The organism is Pseudomonas sp. N040, from assembly GCF_015637705.1.
Lineage (GTDB): Bacteria > Pseudomonadota > Gammaproteobacteria > Pseudomonadales > Pseudomonadaceae > Aquipseudomonas.
In genome coordinates this window covers 567,354-585,018 of record NZ_JADOBE010000001.1, presented here as the reverse complement: position 1 = coordinate 585,018, position 17,665 = coordinate 567,354, and the positions used below count along the sequence as shown (strand labels likewise).

At 64.0% G+C, this 17,665-nt stretch carries 18 protein-coding genes; 4 read left to right on the top strand and 14 right to left on the bottom strand.

Translation table 11 applies throughout. From position 1 onward, the window contains the following. Positions 1 to 15: 15 nt before the first annotated feature. The 11 genes from ISX93_RS02750 to ISX93_RS02700 all read right to left on the bottom strand — a co-directional run bounded on the left by ISX93_RS02750 (position 16) and on the right by ISX93_RS02700 (position 10,403). Positions 16 to 624, bottom strand: coding sequence for a hypothetical protein (locus tag ISX93_RS02750; RefSeq protein WP_195777147.1), 609 nt, complete (start codon positions 622 to 624; stop codon positions 16 to 18). Continuing rightward, positions 621 to 1,007: a GtrA family protein gene (locus ISX93_RS02745; RefSeq protein ID WP_195777146.1), complete on the bottom strand. Its 387-nt coding sequence runs from the start codon at positions 1,005 to 1,007 to the stop codon at positions 621 to 623. Before ISX93_RS02745 ends, ISX93_RS02750 begins: the two co-directional genes overlap by 4 nt. Beyond that, positions 1,004 to 1,969 (bottom strand): glycosyltransferase, encoded by a 966-nt coding sequence (locus ISX93_RS02740; protein WP_195777145.1) that lies wholly within the window; start codon positions 1,967 to 1,969, stop codon positions 1,004 to 1,006. Before ISX93_RS02740 ends, ISX93_RS02745 begins: the two co-directional genes overlap by 4 nt. Beyond that, positions 1,966 to 2,919: a UDP-glucuronic acid decarboxylase family protein gene (locus ISX93_RS02735; RefSeq protein WP_195777144.1), complete on the bottom strand. Its 954-nt coding sequence runs from the start codon at positions 2,917 to 2,919 to the stop codon at positions 1,966 to 1,968. The genes ISX93_RS02740 and ISX93_RS02735 overlap by 4 nt, the downstream gene beginning before the upstream one ends. Then, the gene (locus tag ISX93_RS02730) at positions 2,910 to 3,470 is read right to left on the bottom strand and encodes an acyltransferase family protein (RefSeq protein WP_195777143.1); all 561 of its coding nucleotides are present in this window, start codon (positions 3,468 to 3,470) and stop codon (positions 2,910 to 2,912) included. Before ISX93_RS02730 ends, ISX93_RS02735 begins: the two co-directional genes overlap by 10 nt. A 61-nt stretch (positions 3,471 to 3,531) precedes the next feature. Beyond that, on the bottom strand, positions 3,532 to 4,344 hold the full coding sequence (locus tag ISX93_RS02725; protein ID WP_374987648.1) for a class I SAM-dependent methyltransferase: 813 nt from the start codon (positions 4,342 to 4,344) through the stop codon (positions 3,532 to 3,534). 88 nt (positions 4,345 to 4,432) lie between these two features. After that, a complete protein-coding gene (locus ISX93_RS02720; protein WP_195777141.1) occupies positions 4,433 to 5,560 on the bottom strand; it encodes an acyltransferase family protein in 1,128 nt (375 codons plus the stop codon). Beyond that, positions 5,557 to 6,459, bottom strand: coding sequence for a class I SAM-dependent methyltransferase (locus ISX93_RS02715; protein WP_229731979.1), 903 nt, complete (start codon positions 6,457 to 6,459; stop codon positions 5,557 to 5,559). Before ISX93_RS02715 ends, ISX93_RS02720 begins: the two co-directional genes overlap by 4 nt. Continuing rightward, the gene (locus ISX93_RS02710) at positions 6,456 to 8,024 is read right to left on the bottom strand and encodes a glycosyltransferase (protein WP_195777140.1); all 1,569 of its coding nucleotides are present in this window, start codon (positions 8,022 to 8,024) and stop codon (positions 6,456 to 6,458) included. Before ISX93_RS02710 ends, ISX93_RS02715 begins: the two co-directional genes overlap by 4 nt. Next, complete coding sequence (locus ISX93_RS02705; RefSeq protein WP_195777139.1) at positions 8,021 to 9,535, bottom strand: glycosyltransferase; 1,515 nt, start codon at positions 9,533 to 9,535, stop codon at positions 8,021 to 8,023. The genes ISX93_RS02710 and ISX93_RS02705 overlap by 4 nt, the downstream gene beginning before the upstream one ends. Positions 9,536 to 9,575: 40 nt before the next feature. Continuing rightward, positions 9,576 to 10,403, bottom strand: coding sequence for a class I SAM-dependent methyltransferase (locus ISX93_RS02700; RefSeq protein ID WP_195777138.1), 828 nt, complete (start codon positions 10,401 to 10,403; stop codon positions 9,576 to 9,578). A gap of 182 nt (positions 10,404 to 10,585) precedes the next feature. Between ISX93_RS02700 and ISX93_RS02695 the strand changes: the two genes are divergently transcribed. From ISX93_RS02695 to ISX93_RS02680, 4 genes are all read left to right on the top strand, one after another. Further along, positions 10,586 to 12,583, top strand: a complete 1,998-nt coding sequence (locus ISX93_RS02695; protein WP_195777137.1) for a WS/DGAT/MGAT family O-acyltransferase — start codon at positions 10,586 to 10,588, stop codon at positions 12,581 to 12,583. Positions 12,584 to 12,690: 107 nt separating this feature from the next. Further along, the gene (locus ISX93_RS02690; protein WP_195777136.1) at positions 12,691 to 12,999 is read left to right on the top strand and encodes a DUF2388 domain-containing protein; all 309 of its coding nucleotides are present in this window, start codon (positions 12,691 to 12,693) and stop codon (positions 12,997 to 12,999) included. 99 nt (positions 13,000 to 13,098) lie between these two features. Then, positions 13,099 to 13,413 carry a DUF2388 domain-containing protein gene (locus ISX93_RS02685; protein WP_195777135.1) on the top strand — a complete coding sequence of 105 codons (315 nt, stop codon included), beginning with the start codon at positions 13,099 to 13,101 and terminating at the stop codon, positions 13,411 to 13,413. Between the two features lie 106 nt (positions 13,414 to 13,519). Next, the gene (locus ISX93_RS02680) at positions 13,520 to 15,469 is read left to right on the top strand and encodes a DUF7844 domain-containing protein (RefSeq protein ID WP_195777202.1); all 1,950 of its coding nucleotides are present in this window, start codon (positions 13,520 to 13,522) and stop codon (positions 15,467 to 15,469) included. Between the two features lie 81 nt (positions 15,470 to 15,550). Here the strand turns inward: ISX93_RS02680 and ISX93_RS02675 are convergent, their stop codons facing one another. From ISX93_RS02675 to ISX93_RS02665, 3 genes are all read right to left on the bottom strand, one after another. After that, on the bottom strand, positions 15,551 to 16,381 hold the full coding sequence (locus ISX93_RS02675; protein WP_195777134.1) for a substrate-binding periplasmic protein: 831 nt from the start codon (positions 16,379 to 16,381) through the stop codon (positions 15,551 to 15,553). A gap of 130 nt (positions 16,382 to 16,511) precedes the next feature. Further along, a complete protein-coding gene (locus tag ISX93_RS02670) occupies positions 16,512 to 16,970 on the bottom strand; it encodes a GNAT family N-acetyltransferase (RefSeq protein WP_195777133.1) in 459 nt (152 codons plus the stop codon). Between the two features lie 9 nt (positions 16,971 to 16,979). Beyond that, complete coding sequence (locus tag ISX93_RS02665) at positions 16,980 to 17,630, bottom strand: FMN-binding negative transcriptional regulator (protein WP_195777132.1); 651 nt, start codon at positions 17,628 to 17,630, stop codon at positions 16,980 to 16,982. Positions 17,631 to 17,665 lie beyond the last annotated feature (35 nt).

Sequence of the window (17,665 nt, the reverse complement as noted above, 5' to 3'; positions counted from 1 at the left end):
CGGCAGCCAGCGGGATCAAGGGTTTTCCCTTGCGCACTCATAGGACGGCACGGCCCCGTCCTGCAGAAACGGATCGACCAGATCATCGCCGTAGCGCTCCAGCAGCAGCCGGTTGCGCGGCAACAGGTGGAGCCGGAACCAGCGGCTCCAGTGCGCCAGGCGATCGCCCTGGGTGGTCAGAGTAACGCAGCCGTTGTCGATGCGGATGGTGCCTGATGCCCGCTGTTCGGTGAGCCGCACTTCGACCAGATGGTGCTCCCGGACATACTCCCGGGTAAATACTTCCTCGAAGCGATCCTGGCGAATACCGCCACCGCGCTGCTGCAGCTTCTCCAGGATATAGAAGGACAGCGAGCGGTCGATCACCGTCGGCAGGGAAATGGCCAGCGCATAGCCGGCCAGCAGCCAGACCAGCACCAGCTGGGCCTTCTCGAAGCCGCTGAACAGCGCAAAGCGCCGGAAAGTGAGCAGGACAACAGCCGCCAGGATGCCGGCGCTAAGCACATCGACGAGCGCCGCATAGAACACCACGTCCACCCGGAGGTAACGCATGTGCAACCAGTAGATGACGACCAACAGGATCAGAAACAGCAGAGTGGCCAGACAGGCGTTGAGCGCTTTCATAGCTTGAACACCAGAAACTTGTTGCCCAGATAGCTGAGCGAAACCTGCAGCACCGTGGCCAGCAGGAAGCCCAGGCGGTAGTCGAGGCCGAAATGGTCGGTCCATACCAGCAGCACGCCGCCGTGCAGCAACGCGATGAACCCGTACAGGCTGCTGAAGCGCAGCGCTTCGACCACGATTGTCTCCCCCGTCCGCGGGAAGACGAAATAGCGGCTCCCGAAGAACGAGGTGGTAATGCCGAACAGCGCGGCAACCAGGTTGGCCAGGCCGGCTGAAGAGAAGTGCAAAACCTGGAGATTGAAGGCAAGCACGGAAAAGTGCACAGCCGTAGCTACCACGCCATTGACGCCGTAGCGCAGCACCTCCCAGGCATGCGACCTCATATGGGTACTTGTCGCTCTGCGGTTTCAATGACCCGCTCGATGAAGTCGTGGTAGGCAATCGCACTGGTCACCGTCCCGCCGCGCACTACGCCGGTCAGCATCAGCGTCATCAGTGCCAGCGCACCGGTCTGCAGCAGCATCAGCACCAGAATGCCCAGCGCCACGGAGAACCAGCCCGGGGTGGAAAAGCCCAGCAGCTTGAGCACCACGGCCGCCGCGATGCCCAGCAAGGAGAGACTGGCGATCAGCACGCAGGCAATGCCGACGCGCACCAGCACGTCCTCGGCGAACACCATCAGGCCCTTGAATCCGTGGAGCACCAGACCGACGAAGTTCATCTTCGACTGCCCGGCATAACGCGGGCCACGGTCGATCGCCCGCGGAACTGCCCGCAATCTGGACGCCAGCACGGCACCGGCCACGTGAATCGGCAGCTCCTGCATGGCCACCAGCCGTTTCACGGCCGCCGGCTTGAGTGCCATGAAATTGCCGAAGCTGATGGCGCGCCCGGTCATCAGACCGAAGAAGCGCTTGTAGACCCAGTAGAACAGCTTGAACTTGAGGGTCTCGACGCGACTCTTGCGCTGCGCGACCAGCACATCCACCTGCTCAGACTCAAGCCCGGCAAGCAGTTCGGGAATGGTCGAGGGCAGGTCTTCGCCATCGGAGTCCATCACCACTACCCGCTGCGCGACCTGAATGCGCTCGGAGACATAACCGAGGCCAATGGCGATGGCGCGCTGATGCCCGACATTGCGCCGCAACTGCAACACCACTCCGGCCAGGCCGGCCCGCTCCAGAGCGGAAACCTCCAGCGGCTGCTTCACCGAACCATCATCCACCGCCACCACGAACACCGAACGGCCGAACTGCGTGGCCAGCTCCATGAACAGGCGGCTGCTGGCCTCGACATCCTCGTAGACGGGGGTGACCACGACCAGCGCGTGGCTGGCAAAGCTCATGCCTGCACCCGCTGGCGAAAATACTCGACGGTCCGGCCCAGGCCTTCCTCCAGCTGCACCCTCGGTGCCCAGTCGAGCGTCGCATGAGCCACGCCGATGTCCGGCTGACGCTGGCGCGGATCGTCCTGCGGCAACGGTCGCTGCACCAGCCGCGAAGTTCCCCCGACCAGACGCAGGACTGCTTCGGCCAGTTCGCGGATGGTGAACTCCACCGGATTACCCATGTTGATCGGGCCGGTCACCGCATCCGGACTCGCCATCATGCGCACGAAGCCCTCGATCAGATCATCGACATAACAAAAGCTGCGAGTCTGCAAACCATCGCCATAGATGGTGATGTCCTCGCCGCGCAACGCCTGCACGATGAAGTTGCTCACCACCCGGCCGTCGTTGGGGTGCATGCGCGGGCCGTAGGTGTTGAAGATGCGCACCACCTTGATCCTCAGGTCGTGCTGCCGGTGGTAGTCGAAGAACAGTGTCTCCGCGCAGCGTTTGCCCTCGTCATAGCAGGAGCGGATACCAATCGGGTTGACGTGGCCCCAGTAGCCTTCCGACTGCGGGTGCACCTGCGGATCGCCGTACACCTCACTGGTAGACGCCTGCAGTATCTTTGCGCCGGTGCGCTTGGCCAGGCCGAGCATGTTGATGGCGCCGTGGACGCTGGTCTTGGTGGTCTGCACCGGGTCGCGCTGGTAATGGATCGGCGAGGCCGGACAGGCCAGGTTGTAGATCTCGTCGACCTCCACGTACAACGGAAAGGTCACGTCATGCCGCAACAGCTCAAAATGCGGGTTGCCGAGCAACGCTGCGACGTTGTCCCGTGTACCGCTGTAGAAGTTGTCCACGCACAGCACGTCGCAGCCATCGGCGAGCAGACGCTCGCACAGATGCGATCCGAGGAAGCCAGCTCCACCCGTTACCAGTACCCGCTTGCGATTGGTTATGCGCACGCCCTTGTCTCCCTCTGATTGCACTCTAGCTTCAGGCCGTAACCGGCGTTCTGATCGCCAGGATCTGCCTGGCCTTGGCGACGCCGCGGCCGCGCGCAGCCAATGAGATAGCCTTTGCCGTAAGACGCCAGCCAGACCAGGCTGACCGCGATCATGGCCATGAGTCCCATACTGGTGGAGAACGAGTACAGCTGGGCAGGAACTATCGGCAAATAAACCAGCTCGAGCGTAACAAGAAAGACCGCCGGTCTTGCACGAGCCGAGGGCAATAACCGGTATGCCCGGTGGAACCAGAACGCTTGCTCAGCAGACCAGAACCGGCTGGCGCGCCTGCTGTGATCGAAATAATTGAAATAGCCGCGGCTTACGCCATAGCCCGAGATGCAGAAAAATAAATCGACGCCAACCCCAAAGCTGAAAAATTGAAACGCCGGTATGCCTTTCTCTGCAATCCCCATAGATAGAAGCGGGCTATGCGCCACCGGAACCAGGCATATAGAAATCGCCCTTAGGTATTCGATTTCCAGATTCTTTTGCGAGGCCTCACTCAAGTGATTCTCCGGAGATGCACTGCCTTCAGCGCAACCAGGATCGCAATAACGTTGAAAGGCCTCATACGCCATCCGGCTTGCGCGCAATGATTGCCTGGCTCTTGGGCAGGGCCTCGTCCAGTGCCTTTTTGATCCGCGGCCCGTCGCGCATTTTCAGCACCATGTCCCAGGTCCTGGCCCAGCTTTCCAGCAGCGGGTGCCAAGGCGGGGACAGGTCCTGATCGCAGGTCCAGAACAGCGCCCAGAAGATCGACCAGTAGAAGCCATAGTAGGCTTTGCGTTCCACCACCAGCCCGGCCTCGGTGACCAGACGCTCGAAGGTTTCCCGGTCGAACACGTTGATATGGTTAGGCTTCTCAAAGTACCCAGGCGGGGCCAAATGCTGCTGTACCCGCTCGCTGGCCGCATCCGGAACACTCAGCAGAAAAAGCGCACCGGGCTTGCCGACCCGGACCAGCTCCTTGAGAAAAGCCGCCGGGTTATCCACATGCTCCATGACCTCCATGGCGATGACCTTGTCGGCATAGGTATCTGGCAGGGGTAACGGATTGGCATCGCTGACCAGCGGGTGCGTCGCGCGGGCTTTCGAGCCCTGCAGGCGAGCGGTGACGGCATCGATTTTGGCTGCATCGATGTCAGCGTAGGTCACTTCAGCGCCACGCCCGGCACAGAAGGCGATGAACACCCCCTCCCCGCACCCGACATCCAGCACATGGTCGTCCGGGCTGATGGGAAAGCCTTCCAGCAGTTCGCCCGCTTCCTCGCGAAACCAGCCACTGAGCGCGGCATCGAGCAACGTGACGTCGGTCGGCACCGGTTCCGGAATGACTGCCGGCTTTGCCCCCGTAGCAACCCGAGCGCCTCTGCTCAACAGGCTCTTGAAGTAAGCAATCACCGCAGGTTACCCGTAGCTAACGATGTGATGCCCATTAAATCTTTCCCTCATGCATGCGCTTTTCTTGTTATGGATTGGCTAACGGCTCGCTAAATCGCTGGGCCATTGCTGCACCACGCCGGCGCAGTGGAGTCTCGATAAAACGAAAGTTCAATTCGCTGAAAGGTACGATCAGCACAAGCGCCGTAGCCAGGTACACGAAGAAAAACTCATCGCCGTGCTTCCCTTCAGGGTGCAGGCGAAACCAAATCTCCCGGGTCAGGAAAAACGCCGGGATGTGTACCAGGTAGATGGCGTAGGAGCGGCTTCCGATCCAGAGCATCAGGCCCCTGAAGGGTTGCAGGGGAATGAACAGGTTCAGGTTGTAGGAAGCAATCCACACTAGCAGTGCAGATAGCAATGCGAAGACGCTGAACTCGTGGGAAATGACCTGCAGCACAGTCGAACCGACTACGCCCATGCAGAAGAACAGCCCCAGCATGACCACTGTCCCCAACCATTTTTTGTTCAAGAGGAATACGGGCTTGGCCATTTCATAGGTACTCTGCCGACTCCAGATTGCCAGCAAAATTCCCAGGGCAATTGCATCGGTACGAAAGACCACCGTCATGAGCGTTCGCTCGGACAACAGCTGCACAAGCACCAGCGCGATCAGCGCATAGGGCAGATAGCGCCTGGTCAACATTACGATGAGCGGAAACGTCAGATAGAACTGCTCTTCCAAGGAGAGCGTCCAGTAAACGAAGCTGACTCCGTAGGGGCTGCGGCCAAAGGTTTCTGCAAAGCGCAGATTCGCCACTTGCAGTACGCCGGCAATGGTAGCCTCCAGATTTGTGCGGAAGTTGCCAAAAGCGCCAGATTCGTTGCATGCCACCACCGCCAGCAAGGTCAAGCCCAGCCATAGCCAGGCTGATGGCAGAATACGCCAGGCCCTGCGAATCCAGAATGCCAGGGTAATGCGGAAGGCCGCTTCCGGCCCGTTGCTGGCCTGAAGGCGCGGAATCAGTTCCCGGGCAATCAAGTAACCCGAAATGGCAAAGAACAGATCGACACAGAAAGTGCCGCTGAAATACACCCCGAATCGCTCCAGCCCAGGCGAGCTCCAAGTAAACAGGTTGGATCGCGCGTGATGCATCACGATCAAAAGCACGGAAAAACCGCGCAGAATCTCGATGTCGTCTATACGCTTGGTCATGCCGTGGCTTTCCCGTCGCGGGGTTTACGCGCCACAATCACCTGGCTTTTTGGCAGCAATTGATCCAGTGCCTGCTTCATCGGCGCAGCCTCGGGTAGCTTGATCACCTGATACCAAAGCTTGGCCCAGTCGTTGAGCAGCGGCGGGTACGGCGGCTGCACCACATCGTGCGACTCACCGTCCAGCGCATCACCCAACGAACGAGCCTGAGTCCAGTAGAGGAGCATCCAGAAGGTCCAGAAGAAGCCGTAGGAGTCGCGCTGCACCACTTCCAGCCCGGCCTCAGCCACCATCCGGACAAACTGTTCGCGCCCGAAGACGTGGATATGGTTGGGCTCGCGAAAGTAGTACTCCGGCGCCAGCCCCTGCTGCATCTGCTCGGCCAGCTCGTCCGGCACGACCAGCAGGTATAGGGCTCCCGGCTCGCCGACACGCTGCAGCTCCGCCAGGAAAGCCGCGGGGTCCGGCACATGCTCCAGAACCTCCATGGCGATCACCCGGGTCATGCTCTCGCTGGCCACCGGCAGGGGCAGACTGGCGCAGACATGCCCTTCGGCCCGGCGCGCCGGCGTGTCGGCGAGCCGGGCGCGCAGCGCCTCGATCTTCTCCGCCACGGCATCGATGAACACCACATGGGCACCGCGCCGCGCGCAGAAGAGGGTGGCGCCGCCAGCGCCGCAGCCGACATCCAGCACACTGTCGTCGGCGGAAATCGGGAACCCACGAAAAAGTTCATCGCTGTCGTTCTGGTACCAGCCGCTCTGCACCGCATCCATGAATCCGCAGTTGCGCGAGTCGACAAATCCCGGGGCGCTGCTCATATCGCGCCAGATGTCCGCGGTCGTGCGCGGATCACCCTCCAGACCCGCCAGGCGACGGAACAACTCTGCGGGCGTCATTGCGGACTCCGGCTTTCAGCATCCAGAAATTCGGTCAGACGCTGGCGAGCCACGGCCTGCGAGCAATGCCCGCGCATACGCTCAATGGCCGCTACAGACATGCGCTGGTAGCGCTGCGGATCTTCGCGAACGCAGGCATAGGCATCGCGGTACGCCTGCTTCAGCGAAGCCCAGTCGATCTGGTGGCGCAGGGTGCGGTAGGCCAGGCGGGGATCATGCGACCAGGCAGTCGCATCCAGCCAGCTGTCGACCACGAAGGCCACCTGCTCGTCGATATAATCGAGCATGGCCGAGTGGCGCGGCGCGATGGCCGGTTTGCCGCAGGACATGAACTCCATCAAGGGCAGGCACTGCCCCTCGCCGTGCGAGGCATTGACCGTGAAGGCGGTGGCGCGGATCAACTCGTCGAATTCGCTACCGTCCAGATAGCCGTGCAGGATCACTATGCGGCACTGGAAAGCGGGCATGCGTGCCAGCCAGATCAGCATCTCGTGCATAGCCGACAGGTACTCTGTGTGCCCCAGCTTGAACACCAGGGTGGCATCCGGCGTATCGCGGAAGGCGGCACAAAAGGCGGTGAGCATGTCGGCCCAGTTCTTGCGACCGTCATACGGATTGAACAGCGCGGTGAACACCACACCGGACAGCTCGGTGCTGACCCTGGCCGGCTGCCAGTCCGGCAGGTTCACGCTTAGACCGGAGGCTTCGGCCTTCCTCGGCTCGACCGGATTCAGCGGCTCAGGCCTGCGCCCGGCATCATCCACCACCAGCTGCATCTGCGGTGCAAGCGGCCGCTTGGCATAACGCGGCGCCAGCAGCGGCAGCAACACGCGCAGATACCACTCGCCCAGATAACGCCGGGTGATGCGGTACAGCGACTGGCGCGGCAAATGATCAAGCGGCGCATCCGGCGCCGCATCTTCGGTCTGCGCCCGCGGTGAAAAGGTACGGTCGTACTGCCGGATCGCCTGCATCAGATGGTTCATCGCCTGCGCGCCGGAGATATAGGGACGCACCAGCGGATCATTGCTGTCGGCGATCACTCCCGAAGGCAGGTTGACCTTCATCGCACGCTGAAGCGGCAGTTGCCCCGGTTCCCGGCGCAGGCGCTCGAACTTGTCCCACACCGGCGACGGTACGGAAATCACCGGGAATGCCTCGCCCATCTCGCGACGCACCATGTCGACGATCAGCCGCGAATGGGTAATCGCCCGACCGCAGCGCTGCAGCACATAGCGCCAGTCCTGCCAGGGTTCATCCAGCCAGAACTCATTGGGAATGCCGTAGAACTCCCAGGCGAATACCGGGATAGTCGGGCAGCGCAGGCCGAGCTGGGTCTTCTGCGGCGGCGAAAACGAAAGGAACCAGCAGCGCTGTCCCTGCGCCAGCGCCTCGTCGCAGAGCGCATCGACTTCGGTCGCCGGGTCTTCGATCACCAGCACTTCACCCAGCTCGCGCAGGACCGGCAGAAAGTCGCGCAGCACGAAGTAATAGCTGTACTCCGGCAGCCCCATGCTGGTGGCAATGCGGGCGGCGGTGATCTGCGAGTAAACGATCAACTTCATGGCCGCCCCCCTTCATCCCGGGCTGCCGGACCCGGCGCCCCGGCAGCGGCCAGAACCTGCTCGATGAACCCTCCGAGCCGCCCCTGCAGCGCCTCGACAGAGGCAAACTCGCGCATCCGCTGCGAGGCATTGGCCGCCATCTGCCGATAGTCTTGCGGCGTCGTCCGCGCCTGCCGGTAGCTCTGCTCGAAGGCCCGCATCAGCGACTCCCAATTGAGCCGCTGGCGGTGCGTGGTGAAGATCCGCGCGGGGTCGTGGGGCCAGCAAAACGGCTCCGGCGAGCAGCGGATAACGAAGCCCAGCTCGTCACTCATATAATCGGCCATCGCCGTGTGCAGCGGCGCGATCGCCGGCCGGCCGGCGCTGAGAAACTCCATCAGCGGAAGGCACAGCCCTTCGCCCGACGAAGCGTTGATATAAAAGGTGCTGGCGCGGATCAGCTCGCGGTACTGCTCATCCTGCAGAAAGCCATGCAGCACGACCACCCGGCACTTGAACGGCGCCAGACGCGACAGGAGGGTAATCAGCACGATCCGGTAATAGTCCAGGTCATGGTGCGTCATCTTCAGCACCAGCGTGGCGTCGTCCTTGTCCTTGAAGGCCCAGCAGAACGCGGTGACAATCTCTACCCAGTTCTTGCGGTTATCCGCCGGATTCAGAACGCTGACATACACAACCCCGGCAACGCTGACCGGGAAGGGCTCGGCTGCTTCGCCAAGCACGGCAGGCGGCTGCTCGGCCGGAGCCGAGGGCGGCAACTCGACGACCGGCAACGCCTGCACGCTGGGCAGTTCGCCGCGCCAGACCTCCCGCCACCAGCCGCGCAGCAGCGCTCCGCTGGTAAGCCAGGTCTCGCGCCAGCGGCTGGGTGGTAACTCTTGCACTGCGGGCTCAGGTTCTGGCTCCAGGACCACCACCGGCTCTGGTTCCACCTCGGGCTCGGGCTTGCGCACCAGTCCGTCGGCGGACAGCCCCAGCAGTGCGCTGTCGATCAGAATTCCCTGGAAACTGAAGGAGCGCGAGGCCAGGTCCGGTCCCGTCGGCGCCTCCCCCAGGTCGGCAAACCGGTTCCACACAGGCGCCGGGCAGGCCAGCACTGGAAACGCAGCGGGCATGCAGGCGCTGACCAGCTCCGCCGCTTCGCGGCTGGTACTGATGGTGCCGGCCACCCGTTGAAACACATAGCGCCAGTCGTTCTGCGGGTTGTCGCCCCAAGGCAGATCGGGCAGGCGATCGAACTCCCAGGCGAACACCACTATGGTCGGGCAGCCGACTGCTAGCGGCGCCTGCTGCGGCGGCGTGAAGCTGAGGAACACGACTTGCTCGCCCTCGGCGCGGTAGCGCTCGGACAGTGCGGCGATTTCTTCCAGACTCTCGACAACCCGCACCGTACCAAGGCGCTCCAGCACCGGCAGAAAGTCCTTCATCAGAAAGAAATAGCTGTACTCCGGCTTGCCGAGCGAGCTGCGGATGCTGGACTGATCGATCTTTGAGCCGACGAGAATGATCACACTGGAACCATTGGGTTACTGATATTGGAAAACAGCAGCATCAGGGCTTTCGCGCAATAACGACCTGACTCTTGGGCATGACCTGATCCAGTGCTGCCTTGATCTTCAGCCCTTCAGGAAGCGAAAGCAGCCTTGACCAGACCTTGGCCCAGTCCTCAAGCAGAGGATGCCACGGAGGGGACAATGACTGGTTCTCGCACGCCCAGTAAAGTGACCACCAGACCGCAAGGTAGAAACCATAACTGAACCGGTCAACGATCTGCAGACCGGCATCCCGTGCAAGCTGCTCCAGCTCGCCACGCTTGAAGATACGGATGTGGTTGGGCTTCTCGAAATAGCTTGGCGGGGCAATGTGCTTCTGCACCCCCTCTATGGCCTCATCCGGCGCAGTGAGCAGAAACAAGGCGCCCGGCCTCGCCACCCGAACCAGCTCAGCCATGAACTGCGCCGGGCAATCGACATGCTCCAGCACCTCCATCGCCACTATCCGGCTGACCGAAGCATCCGGCAAGGGGATCGGATCGGCATCCGTAACCAAGGTCTGCAGACTGCGCGCCGGAATAGCCTCCAGACGGGTCCGCGCAACGTCCAGCTTTGCTGCATCCACATCCGCCAGAATGATCGCCGCGCCCTGTCTGGCACTGAACGTGGCGTAGCCACCATCGCTGCAACCGATGTCGAGAACCGTATCTTCCGGGCCAATATGAAAGCCTGTAACCAGTTCGCCGGTATCCTGGGTCCAGCCGCTCATGTGAATGTCCTTCAGCCCAGTTCTGGTGACCTGGTCCAGCTGCGCTTTTGGTTCGACCACGGGCATTGTCCAAGCCTGCCGAGCAGCCGAGATCACTTGCTTGATGCGTTTCAACATGCTTAATCCAGATAGGCCGTTTGACAGCCCGCGCAGTCTAAGTAGTGGCCTTACGGAAAACAATGAACCAACCGCGAATCAGCCAATTCCATCAGTGTATTTGCGGGCTGCTGCAGGTTGCGAAAAGTGCTTGCAAGGCCCATATTTCAGCCCACAAAAGATCAGAAAGGCTGGGATTCGCCATGAAGCAACTCTCCGGAATGGACAACCTGTTTCTCGCCATGGAGAACGGCCACCAGCGCATGCATGTCGGCGGGCTGGGCATCTATGACCCGTCCAGCGCGCCGGGGGGCAAGGTTCGCTTCAAGGGCGTGCTGGACTTTTTCTCCGGTCGCCTCGGCAAGTCGAAGATTTTCCGCCGCCGCCTGGTCAATCCGCCGCTGGGGATCGACCGGCCGTACTGGATCGAAGACCCGGATATCGATCTGGAGTACCACATCCGCCACATCGCCCTGCCCAAGCCGGGCGACTGGCGCCAGCTGTGCATTCTGGTGGCACGCATTCATGCCCGGCCGCTGGACCTGAGCATGCCGGCCTGGGAGTGCTACGTGATCGAGGGCCTGAACAACATTCACGGCATTCCGCCCGGCAGCTTCGCCTTCTTCATCAAGATGCACCATGCCGCGATTGACGGTGAGGCGGGCGCCGAACTGATGAAGGCGATCCACAGCTTCACCAGCAACGATGACGCCATCCAGACCAACTCGACCATCATTGCCGACCGCGAACCCTCGGCCGTCGAGCTGTACGCCCGCGCCGTGGGTAACGGCGCCAACCTGCTGGTGGATACCTCGAAGCTGCTGCTGGACGTCGGCAAGCTGGGCCTCAGTTTTGGTCGCAAATACCTCGCGCAGCTGGGCGAGGAGCATCCGGCCAAGGCGCACGATGAGCCTTCCGCGCTGCCGGCCAAGGCGCCGGTCACACGTTTCGACCATGCAGTGTCGGCGCATCGCGTGGTGGAAGCCCTCGGCCTGCCGATGGGCGAGATTCACCAGATCCGCAGCAAGCTGCCCGGGGTCACGGTCAACGACGTGTTCATGGCAGTCACCGGCGGGGCACTGCGCAAATACCTCGCCGACAAGCACGAGTTGCCCGAGTCCAGCCTGAATGCGATGGTGCCGATCTCGACCCGCGGCGAAAAGAAGGATGCCGACGTGGGCAACCAGGTCGGCATGTCGGCGATGCCGATATGCACCAACATCGCCGACCCGCTCGAGCGCCTGCAGGCCGTGCGCCGCGGCAGTCACAAGACCAAGCAGGTGACCAACAGCATCGGCAAGGACCTGCCCGGCAAGCTGCTCAACCTGTTGCCGGCGGCCGCCGGCAAGATGCTGATCACCCAGGGCCTGCTGCCGCGCGCCAACCTGACCATCTCCAACGTGCGCGGCCCGGATGTGCCGCTGTACCTGGCCGGGGCCAAGATGGTGCTGTTCCTGCCGGTGTCGATCCCGATGGACAACCTCGGCCTGAACATCACCGGCTTCAGCTACAACGGCACGCTGTGGGTCTGTGCCGTGGCCTGCCGGCAGATGATGCCGGACCCGGCCGTGTTCGCGCAGTGCTACCGCGACAGCTTCGAGGAGCTGCTGCTGGCCAGCAAGCGGCTGCCGGAGCCTGACTCGGCAAACCCGGCAGCCCCCGCCAAGGCGGCCCGGCCTGCGGCGCGCAAACCGGCGCGGACAGCGCCAGGCAAGGCCGTCGCCCCGGCGCCAGCGGCCACGCCAGCGCGGCCGAAAACCACCGGTAAACCGGCAGCGGCCCGAGTAGCGAAAGCGGTCGCCCAGCCAGCGGCCGCCAAGGTTGCCAGCAAACCGCGGACGACCACGGCGCCGGCGGTCAAGGCCGCTACTCCAGCGGCTGTCGTGAAAGCCCCCGTTGGAAAATCCGCCGGCACTGCCGCCGCGGCGCCGGCAGTTGTCCCGGCGCCGGCTGCCAAGGTCGCCAGCCAACCACGGGCGGCCAAAACCGCAGCCATGACGCCAGCCGCCAAGGCGCCGGCGAAGCCGGCTGCCAGTAGCAGCACGGTGGCGACCGTGGCCCAGCCGCAGGCCGTCAGCACGCCACCACGCAAGCCGGGCCTCCAGCCGCCCAGCGGCAGGGCGCCGCTGAAAAAGGTTGAGCGCAAGCCCGCGGCAAAAGCCAAGGGAAAGGCCAAGGGCCGCGACAAGAAAGGCAAATAGGCCGCCAGCGCCGGCCTGAACCATGCCTAAATGCATGCCGGCATTGGCCCAATGCCCCGCCTCTCGGTTAACCTTGGCTTCTGTTCAATCTGAAGGAAACGTCCACCATGCATCTTCGTCTGCTTGTCGCCGCCAGCCTGCTGGCACTTTCCACCCAGGCCGGGGCTACCAGTTTCGTGGTCACCACCGACTGGCTCAGCGATGCCACCGGCTCAACCTCCGATGCCACCTCCTCGTCGACCGATGATGACGAAAAGATCGTGCGCGCGGCCAAGGACGATGCGGCCAGCTTCGTCGCCAGCCAGGGGCAGATCCGCGGGGTCCATCTGGAGGCCGCGGTAACCCTGATCCGTGGCAAGCAGCCGCAACTGCAGGCCAGCGACATGCAACTGGCCGAAGCCATCCTGGCGTATTGAGCCCGCCCCGGCGCAGCAGCAACTGCTGCGCCGCTTGCTGCAGGCCTCTCGCCGGAGTCCCTGTGCCTATCAACAGTCGCTGACCGCCGGAGCCTTGCCATGCGTCCCATCATCTCCCTGATCCTCCTGTTGCTGGCCTGCAGCAGCGTCCAGGCCCGTAGCCTGGTGGCCACCAGCAATGTCCTGCTGCACGCCACCGAGCGCACCCTGGACTTCACCTCCGATACCACCACTTCGGTTCGTGACATGAAGCTGGTGCTGGCCGCCCGCGACGACGCCGCCAGCTTCATCGCCACCGCAGGCGCAGTGCGCACCGTGCAACTGGAAGCCGCCCTGCGCAGCCTGCGCGAACAACTGCCCGAAGCCCGTGAGGCAACTGACGAAGCCCTGGCCCAGGCGATTCTTGCCCACTGAGCAACAGAGCCTTATTGATGCGGCCAGATTCAAGGGTGGGTAGCGGGCTAGATGCAGGCGCCAGCAAGCTGGCACCTGCACAAAATCGATCTGTCTGTTGCCCGTGATGCTGCGCCTGTGGCTGGCCTTTGCCTGCTTGCTGGGAAGTGCCAGCGTATTCGGCAATCTGCGTCTGGAGCTGGACACCAGCGGGCTCACCGACGCCGAGCAGCAGGCCAGCCAGGCCCTGCTTGAGCAGGCCATGGCCGCCTTGCCGCCCAGCTTTGTCGAACGCCTGGACCAGCAGGTCAGCGTAGGCTGGCAGTCCGGCCTGCCGGCGCAGGCCTATGGGCAGGCCGACCCGCGCCACAGCCGGCTGGCGCTGAATGCCGAACTGCTGCCGGCGCTGGTCGATGGCTCGGCCAGCCAGCCCAGCCGGCGCAGCCATGGCAGCCAGCAGCGCGAACTGCTGGCCACCGTGCTGCATGAATTGACCCACCTGTATGACCGCGCCCGCCTGCAAGCGCCGGCCGCCCAGCTGAAAGCTCAGCGCTGTCGCCAGCAGCTGGCCAGCCGTGGCCCGATCGGCCTGGCCGAGCACTGCCGGAGCCTCGGCGCACGGCGCTTCAGCCTCTCCGATGACCCGCGCCTGCTCGACCTCGCCGGCTGGCAGGAACGCGCCGGCCAGCGCGGCGCGCGCGACCCGCGCAACGACCAGACCGATCGCAGCCCGGATACCTACGAACTGAGCAACCCGCGCGAGTTCGTCGCGGTGAACCTGGAGTACTTCCTCCTCGACCCGAGCTACGCTTGTCGCCGCCCGGGCCTGCAGCGCTACTTCCGCGAGCACTTCGGCTGGGCGCCGGCCAGCCAGGCGGCGTGCCGGCCCGGGCTGGCCTACATGAATGCCAGTCATGATTTCACCAGCCAGCCGCTCGGCAGCATCGACCCGCAGCAGGTCTATGCAGTCGATTACCTGTTTGCCGATGCCAACCAGCAATGGATGAGCCGCTGGGGCCACGGCATGCTGCGCCTGGTGATCTGCGCGCCCGGCCGGCCGCGCGGACCGCAGTGCCGGCTGGATCTCGACCGCCACCTGGTGCTGTCCTACCGTGCCTTTGTCGGCGATGTGCAGCTGTCCAGCTGGGACGGCCTGAGCGGCAACTATCCATCGCGGCTGTTCGTGCTGCCGCTGGAGCAGGTCATCGAGGAATACACCAAGGTCGAGCTGCGCAGCCTCAACTCGATTCCGCTGCGCCTGAGCCGCGCGCAGATCGGGCAACTGCTCGAGCAGGCTGCCCAGCTGCACTGGAGCTATGACGGCGGTTATTACTTCTTCAGCAACAACTGCGCGGTGGAAACCCTCAAGCTGCTGCGCACCGGCACCCGTCACCCGCAGCTGCAAAGCCTCGACAGCATCCTGCCCAACGGCCTGCAGGAGCTGCTGGCCGCGCGCGGGGTGGCCGATCTCGGGGTGCTCGACGACCGCAAGCAAGCCCTGCGCCTGGGTTACCGCTTCGACTCCTTCCGCGAGCGCTACCAGGCAATGTTCATGGTGTTGCACGAGCGCCTGCCGATCCCGCAAAGCAGCGTCGAAGAGTGGCTGGAGCTCTCGGCCAGCGAGCGCCGGCAATGGTTCGCCGCGGCCGACCTGCGCAGCAATGCCGCGCTGCTGCTGCTCGAACAGGCCGCGCTGCGCCGGCAGATGCTGCTGGCCCAGGACGAACTCAAGCGCACCTACCTGGACCAGGCCGGCGCCGTCGACAACCCGGCCTGGAGCAAGGCCAGCCAGACCCTCAAGGCCATGCTCGACGAAAGTGGCTTTCTCAGCCGCCCGGCGCAGCTGCTGGACAGCGGCTACGGCCTGCCGCAGGACAGCGAATGGCAGGCCCTGCAAGCCGGCAGCAGCAGCCGCCAGCGCCAGCTGCAACTGCTCAGCGGGCAGCTGGAAACGCAAATCCGCCAGTTGCTGGAACCGGCCCGGCTGGCCGAACTTGAGGGTGGCAAGGCCAACCTGCAACAACTCGACCAGCGCCTGCGCGAACAGCACAAGGCCAGCGGCGGGCTGATCCTGTAGCCGCAACGTGATTGATCGGACCCTTGAGTAGTACGTGTTGGGTGCAAAATCTATCAATAGGGCCGACTGGAACAGAGCCTATCAATAGGGCTGCGCGGCCGGCACCCAGTCGACCAGGCCATAGGCCTCCAGCAGCTGCTGCAAGGCCCCGCTGCGCCGGCGTTGCTCCAGCCCGGCGCGCAGCTGCTCAAGGCGCAAGTGCGCATCCGGGGCGGCCGGGTTGAAGCCGATGTTCAGCACCCCGCGGTAGCCCGGCAGGCTGCCGGCCGACTGGATGCGCTCGCGCAGGCCATAGCGACGCAAGCTGTAGCTGCCAACCGCGCAGTTCTCCAGGACCAGGTCGACCCGCCCGGCCAGCAGCTTGTTGAAGTTGTTCTGCAGCGCATTCTCGCCACTGGATGCCATGGCCGGCCCGGCGGCCGACGTACTGGCCGCAATCAGCCCATCCAGGGCACCGCCACCGTCGTAGCTGTAATCCTGGATCACGCCAAAGCGGCGCTGCTGCAGCTCGGCCAGGCCGCTGTAGCGCCAGGCACTGCCGCGCGGAACATAAAAGCAGGTGCGATCCTCGCCAACGGCGACGCTCAGCGGCAGCCCGGGGGTGGTCTCAGGGGTGGTGGCCAGCAGCAGGTCGGCCTTGCCGTCCGCCATCATCTTCAGCGCCCGAGACCAGGGCACCACCCGGTATTCGACCTGCAGGCCCTGTTCGGCGTAGATATCCCTGAGCAACTCGACCAGATAGCCGGGCCGCGGGTTGTCGCTGGCGCAGTTGTACGGACACCATTCATCGCCGATCGCCAGCAGTGACTCGGCCACCGCCGGCCGACCGGCGAGCAGCAGGACTGACCAGCACAGCAGGGGCAACAGCCAACGCGGCCGGCGCAGGCGACAGGCGGACAATGTCTCGGGCATTGACGATTTCCACAACCGGCAGGCAGCGAGCCCGCCTGATGACCGGGAGGTCAACGTTAAGAGCTTGGCGGCAGCCATGCAAGCCAAAATCCGCCCGTTGCCGCCGCCGGGCGGCAAGCACTGCGTCGGCTCAACCGGGCGACGTGAACAGCTGGCGATACTGGATAAACCCCGAGCGGCTGGCGATGCGCTCGTACAGCTGGCGCGCCCGGGCGTTGTCCTCCTGGGTCAGCCAGTGCACGCGGTTGGCGCCGGCGGCCCGGGCGGCGGCGTAGACCTGCTCGATCAGTGCCCGGCCGACGCCAGCGCCGCGCCCGCTCTCGGCCACGTACAGGTCCTGCAGGTAGCAGTAATCACTGACCGTCCAGCAAGAGCGATGGAAGATCCAGTGCACCAGCCCGACCGCCACGCCGTCCTGCCAGGCCAGCGCGGCGTGCATCGGCTCGGCCGGGTCGAGAAAGCGTTGCCAGGTGATGGCACTGGTCTGCTCGGCAATCACGGCGTTATAGAAGCGCTGGTAGGCCTGCCACAGCGGCAGCCAGGCGGCGTGGTCGGCGGCGCTGACCGGGCGGATCTGCAGGTTGGGCATGGCGGTTTCCTATGGCTGGCGCGTCGCCGGGGCGGCGGCTTGCATCTGCTGCGCCAGCTCCCGGTCACTGGCCCGCGGGCTGGCCGCGAGCGCCTGCTGCACGCCGGCGCGGTCGGTCGCACTGCGGTTCTGGCTGAGTTTCCACTGGCCCTGCAGCTGCTCGATCGGCAGGGCAAAGCCGACGATGGCGCGCAGCATGGCGTCGATATAGTCCGGCGGCGCATCGTCGATGTGCCAGGGTTGCGCCTGCCCGCTCTCGTGCGTGGCGGTCAGGCGCACCAGCAACTGGCGCAGGCGCGCCGGCTCGTCGAACAGTTCCAGGCGGCCGCGGGCGTGCACGCTGATGTAGTTCCAGGTCGGCACCGCCTTGCCCTGTTCGGCCTTGGACGGATACCAGCCCGGGCTGACATAGGCCTCGGCGCCGCTGAAGATCGCCAACGCTTCGGGCTGCTCGGCGAAGGCCTGCCACTGCTGATTGGCGCGGGCGAAATGGCCGTAGAGGGTGCCCTGGCTACCCTCCTCCGCGACCAGCAACAGCGGCAGGTGACTGGCGTGCAGGCCGCCCGCGGCATGGCTGACCAGCACCGCCAGCGGGGTCTGGCGGATCTGCGCGTGCAGCTGGGCCAGGTCGTCCTGGCGAAAGGCGGCAGGCGTATACATGGGCGAACTCCTTGGGTGATCGGCCTATCCTAGGC

What these genes read in the sequence shown, in the direction of transcription:
- ISX93_RS02665 (WP_195777132.1), bottom strand. Translation starts at nt 17,630, where the DNA reads ATGTATACGCCTGCCGCCTTTCGCCAGGACGACCTGGCCCAGCTGCAC.
- ISX93_RS02680 (WP_195777202.1), top strand. Translation starts at nt 13,520, where the DNA reads ATGCTGCGCCTGTGGCTGGCCTTTGCCTGCTTGCTGGGAAGTGCCAGC.
- ISX93_RS02695 (WP_195777137.1), top strand. Translation starts at nt 10,586, where the DNA reads ATGAAGCAACTCTCCGGAATGGACAACCTGTTTCTCGCCATGGAGAAC.
- ISX93_RS02710 (WP_195777140.1), bottom strand. Translation starts at nt 8,024, where the DNA reads ATGAAGTTGATCGTTTACTCGCAGATCACCGCCGCCCGCATTGCCACC.
- ISX93_RS02690 (WP_195777136.1), top strand. Translation starts at nt 12,691, where the DNA reads ATGCATCTTCGTCTGCTTGTCGCCGCCAGCCTGCTGGCACTTTCCACC.
- ISX93_RS02675 (WP_195777134.1), bottom strand. Translation starts at nt 16,381, where the DNA reads ATGCCCGAGACATTGTCCGCCTGTCGCCTGCGCCGGCCGCGTTGGCTG.
- ISX93_RS02720 (WP_195777141.1), bottom strand. Translation starts at nt 5,560, where the DNA reads ATGACCAAGCGTATAGACGACATCGAGATTCTGCGCGGTTTTTCCGTG.
- ISX93_RS02715 (WP_229731979.1), bottom strand. Translation starts at nt 6,459, where the DNA reads ATGACGCCCGCAGAGTTGTTCCGTCGCCTGGCGGGTCTGGAGGGTGAT.
- ISX93_RS02750 (WP_195777147.1), bottom strand. Translation starts at nt 624, where the DNA reads ATGAAAGCGCTCAACGCCTGTCTGGCCACTCTGCTGTTTCTGATCCTG.
- ISX93_RS02700 (WP_195777138.1), bottom strand. Translation starts at nt 10,403, where the DNA reads ATGTTGAAACGCATCAAGCAAGTGATCTCGGCTGCTCGGCAGGCTTGG.
- ISX93_RS02740 (WP_195777145.1), bottom strand. Translation starts at nt 1,969, where the DNA reads ATGAGCTTTGCCAGCCACGCGCTGGTCGTGGTCACCCCCGTCTACGAG.
- ISX93_RS02670 (WP_195777133.1), bottom strand. Translation starts at nt 16,970, where the DNA reads ATGCCCAACCTGCAGATCCGCCCGGTCAGCGCCGCCGACCACGCCGCC.
- ISX93_RS02685 (WP_195777135.1), top strand. Translation starts at nt 13,099, where the DNA reads ATGCGTCCCATCATCTCCCTGATCCTCCTGTTGCTGGCCTGCAGCAGC.
- ISX93_RS02745 (WP_195777146.1), bottom strand. Translation starts at nt 1,007, where the DNA reads ATGAGGTCGCATGCCTGGGAGGTGCTGCGCTACGGCGTCAATGGCGTG.